Consider the following 3,866-nt stretch of genomic DNA (forward strand, 5'->3'; position numbering starts at 1 on the left):
CCACCGCTCGCCGACCACCGCACGCCGATATCCGGAACTCCGGCTCCGCTCAAAGCCCTTGACGTGACGTCAACCTCGCCATCACCATCAGGGCACTCGGAAACCCGTACGCCCCACGCGTACCCCCCACACGGAATCCGGAGTTCCAACATGAAGCTGTCCGTTCCCGGACGCGCCGCAGCGGCCGCAGTCATAGCCGTCGGCGGGCTCCTCGCCACGACCGCGATATCCAACGCGACGCCCGCACCCAAGGCGTCCGCACCCCAGGCGGCCGCCGCGCCCGACATCAACGTCGACAACGTCAAGGCCCACCTCGCCGACCTCCAGTCCGTCGCGGACGCCAACGGCGGCAACCGCGCCCACGGAAGCGCCGGCTACAAGGCCTCGATCGACCAGCTGAAGAAGAAGCTCGACGACGCCGGATTCACCACCTCCGTCCAGGAGTTCACCGCGAGCGGCGAGACCGGCTACAACCTGATCGCCGACTGGCCGGGCGGCGACGAGGGCCAGGTCGTCATGGCCGGCGCCCACCTCGACAGCGTCTCCGACGGGCCCGGCATCAACGACAACGGCTCCGGGTCCGCCGCCATCCTGGAGACCGCGCTCACCGTGGCCCGCGAGAAGTACGAGCCCAAGAAGCACCTGCGGTTCGCCTGGTGGGGCGCCGAGGAGATCGGCATGGTCGGCTCCTCGCACTACGTCGAGAGCCTGCCCTCCGCCGACCGCTCGAAGATCAGCGGCTATCTGAACTTCGACATGCTCGCCTCCCCGAACGCCGGTTACTTCGTCTACGACGACGACCCCACGATCGAGAAGACCTTCAAGGACTACTACGCGGGCGTGAACGTCGCGACGGAGCCGGACGACGAGGGCGACGGCCGCTCCGACCACGCGCCCTTCCAGCAGGCGGGCGTCCCGGTCGGCGGGCTGTTCTCCGGCGCCGAGACCACCAAGTCGGCTGCCCAGGCGGAGAAGTGGGGCGGCACGGCGGACGAGGCGTTCGACAAGTGCTACCACTCCTCCTGCGACGGGGAGTCGAACATCGACGCCAAGGCGCTCGACCGCAACAGTGACGCGGTGGCCTACGCGGTGTGGGGCCTGTCCTCGTAAGCGAACCCCCTGGACGACATTGGATGCGCGTGCATATAGTGCACACGCATCCAATCGTCGTGCGCAAGCACTGGCGAGCGACAAGCGACCCCAGGGGGATTCGATGACCCGCAAGTTCCTCTTCGTGCTCGGCAGCGCCCGCCCCGAGGGCAACTCCGAGCTCCTGGCCCGCAAGGCCGCCGAGCAGCTCCCCGCGGACGTCGAGCAGCGCTGGGTGAACCTGGCGGACGTGCCCCTGCCCGACTTCCGGGACCAGCGGCACGACGACAGCACCCCGCGCGCCCGCCCCCGCCCCTCCGGCGACAACGAGGCGCTGCTCCTGGACGCCACCCTCGACGCCACGGACATCGTCATCGTGTCGCCGCTGTACTGGTACTCGCTGTCGTCCACCGTCAAGCGCTACCTCGACTACTGGGACGCCTGGCTGGAGACCCCGGAGGCAGACTTCAAGGAGACCCTCAAGGGGCGCACCCTGTGGGGCGTGACGGCCCTCGCGCACCGCGAGGAGGAGGTGGCCGAGCCGCTCATCGGCACGCTGCGCAACTCCGCCGCCTACTTCCCGATGCGCTTCGGCGGCGTCCTGCTGGGCAACGGCACGCGGCCCGGCCACGTGCTCGACGACACCGAGGCGCTGGCGCGCGCCAAGACGTTCTTCGCCCAGGAGCCGCCGCTGGCCCGCTACCCCTACGACCAGGCGTAGTCACGCGGGGCAGCAACACCCCGCACCGGAATGCCCCGCACCGCAAGACCCCTCGCCGGAACACCCCTCGCCGGAACACCCCGCACCGGCACGCCCGGAACTCCTCACGCCAGCACGTCCTTCGCCCCGAACCGGGCCCATGCCGCCGAGCCGAAGACGGCCGCGTACAGGCCCTGCATCTGCAGGTTCTTGACGATGTCGTCCCAGTAGACCGGCTCGCGCATCAGGTCGGCGAAGGACAGCCAGTAGTGCGAGAAGAAGTACGGGTGGAGGGCGTGCAGCTGCGGTATCTGGTCGAGGATCTGGACCGTGATCAGCAGGCCGACGGTCGTCGCCATCGCCGCGATGCCGCTGCTGGTGAGCGTCGACACGAACAGGCCGAGCGCCGCCACGCCGACCAGTGACACGGCGACGGCAAGCGCGATGAGCAGGGCCCGCAGCAGCCCGTCGCCGAAGCTCATACGGGTACCGGAGATCGTGGTGACCTCGCCCAGCGGGAAGAGCAGCGCCCCGGTCGCGAGCGCGGACGCGGCGACGACGAGCGTGGCGACCAGGCAGAACGTGAGCGCCGTCGCGTACTTGGCGAGCAGCAGCCGGGTCCGGCCGGCGGGCGCGACCAGGAGATAGCGCAGCGTGCCCGCGTTCGCCTCGCCCGCGACGGCGTCGCCCGCGACGACGCCGACCGCCATCGGCAGGAAGAACGGCAGCGTCGCGGCGAGCGCGGTGAAGACCAGGAACAGGCCGTTGTTGGTGACCTGCGCGATGAAGGCGGGCCCGCCGCCCTCGCCGCCCCCGCCGACCGTCGAGCCGTCGCTGGTCTCGATCCTGACGGCGACGCCGACCAGGACGGGCACGGCGGCGAGCACCGCGAGCAGCGCGATGGTCCGCCAGCGCCGGAAGGTGAGGGCGAGCTCGCTGCGGAAGAGCCCGAACGTCCAGAACCACCGCTGTTCCCGCGCACCGCCCGGCGCGGCCCCGGGCGCGTCCATGACCTCAGCCCGCGACATCGAAGCCCTCCCCGGTCAGCGCCACGAAGGCGTCCTCCAGCGAGGCCCGCTCCACACCGAAGCCGCGGACGCGGACACCCGCCCGGACCAACGCGGCGTTCAGCTCGGCCGGTTCGACGTCCGCGCCCGGCGGCTCGCCCGTCACCCGGTCCTCCAGCACGACGAGATCCGCCACGCCCTGCTCCTTCAGGACCCGGGCCGCCTCGCCCGGATCGGGTGTCGTCACGACGAGTCTGCCGCGCGCGCCCGCCGCGAGATCGGCGACCGGGCCCTGGGTGATCAGACGGCCGCGGTTCATCACGGCCGCGTGCGTACAGACCTGCTCGATCTCGTCGAGGAGGTGCGAGGAGAGGAAGACGGTCGTGCCCTCCGCCGCGAGCTCCCGCACCAGCGTGCGGATCTCGCGCATGCCCTGCGGGTCGAGGCCGTTCGTCGGCTCGTCGAGGACGAGGAGCCTGCGCGGCTGGAGCAGCGCGGCGGCGAGCCCGAGCCGCTGCTTCATCCCGAGGGAGTACGCCTTCGCCTTCTTGCCCGCGGCCGCCGTCAGGCCCACGCGGTCGAGGGCGGCCTCGGCGCGGCGCCGGCGGGTGCGGGGGTCGGCGTCCGGGTCTGCGGAGTCGTAGCGCAGGAGGTTGTCACGGCCGGAGAGGAAGCCGTAGAGGGCGGGGCCCTCGATGAGCGCGCCGACGTGCGGGAGCACGGTGCGGGTGGCGCGGGGCATGGGGCGGCCGAGGACGCGGGCCGTGCCGGAGGTCGGTTCGATGAGGCCCATCAGCATGCGGATGGTGGTCGTCTTCCCCGAGCCGTTCGGCCCGAGGAAGCCGAAGACGCTGCCTTCGGGGACGGTGAGGTCGAGTCGGTCGACGGCGAGGTGTTTTCCGTAGCGCTTGGTGAGCGCGCGGGTCTCGATGACGCTCGGCGTCTCGTGCCGCGCCGACGGCCCCCCGGTGGTACCCGGCACCGCTCTCCTCCCGTCGAGCCGGCTGGCTCTGGTGTGCGTACGCCCGGTCCGGCGGCGCCGGACCGGGTGATGGGGCGTGCTCGCCGCC

General features: G+C 71.6%; 4 protein-coding genes. 2 read left to right on the forward strand and 2 right to left on the reverse strand.

What is annotated here, in order from left to right; genetic code table 11:
- Positions 1 to 150 precede the first annotated feature (150 nt).
- Both AOK22_RS02485 and AOK22_RS02490 read left to right on the forward strand, forming a co-directional pair.
- Positions 151 to 1,110: a M28 family metallopeptidase gene (locus tag AOK22_RS02485; protein ID WP_055696863.1), complete on the forward strand. Its 960-nt coding sequence runs from the start codon at positions 151 to 153 to the stop codon at positions 1,108 to 1,110.
- A gap of 103 nt (positions 1,111 to 1,213) precedes the next feature.
- Complete coding sequence (locus AOK22_RS02490) at positions 1,214 to 1,810, forward strand: flavodoxin family protein (protein ID WP_055696864.1); 597 nt, start codon at positions 1,214 to 1,216, stop codon at positions 1,808 to 1,810.
- Positions 1,811 to 1,914: 104 nt separating this feature from the next.
- On the opposite strand, the gene AOK22_RS02495 is transcribed toward AOK22_RS02490, so the two are convergent.
- Positions 1,915 to 2,817, reverse strand: coding sequence for an ABC transporter permease (locus AOK22_RS02495; protein WP_055696865.1), 903 nt, complete (start codon positions 2,815 to 2,817; stop codon positions 1,915 to 1,917).
- A complete protein-coding gene (locus AOK22_RS02500) occupies positions 2,804 to 3,778 on the reverse strand; it encodes an ABC transporter ATP-binding protein (protein WP_055696866.1) in 975 nt (324 codons plus the stop codon). Before AOK22_RS02500 ends, AOK22_RS02495 begins: the two co-directional genes overlap by 14 nt.
- Between the last annotated feature and the right edge of the window lie 88 nt (positions 3,779 to 3,866).

The sequence above is a fragment of the Streptomyces silaceus genome (assembly GCF_001419745.1).
Classification (GTDB): domain Bacteria; phylum Actinomycetota; class Actinomycetes; order Streptomycetales; family Streptomycetaceae; genus Streptomyces; species Streptomyces silaceus.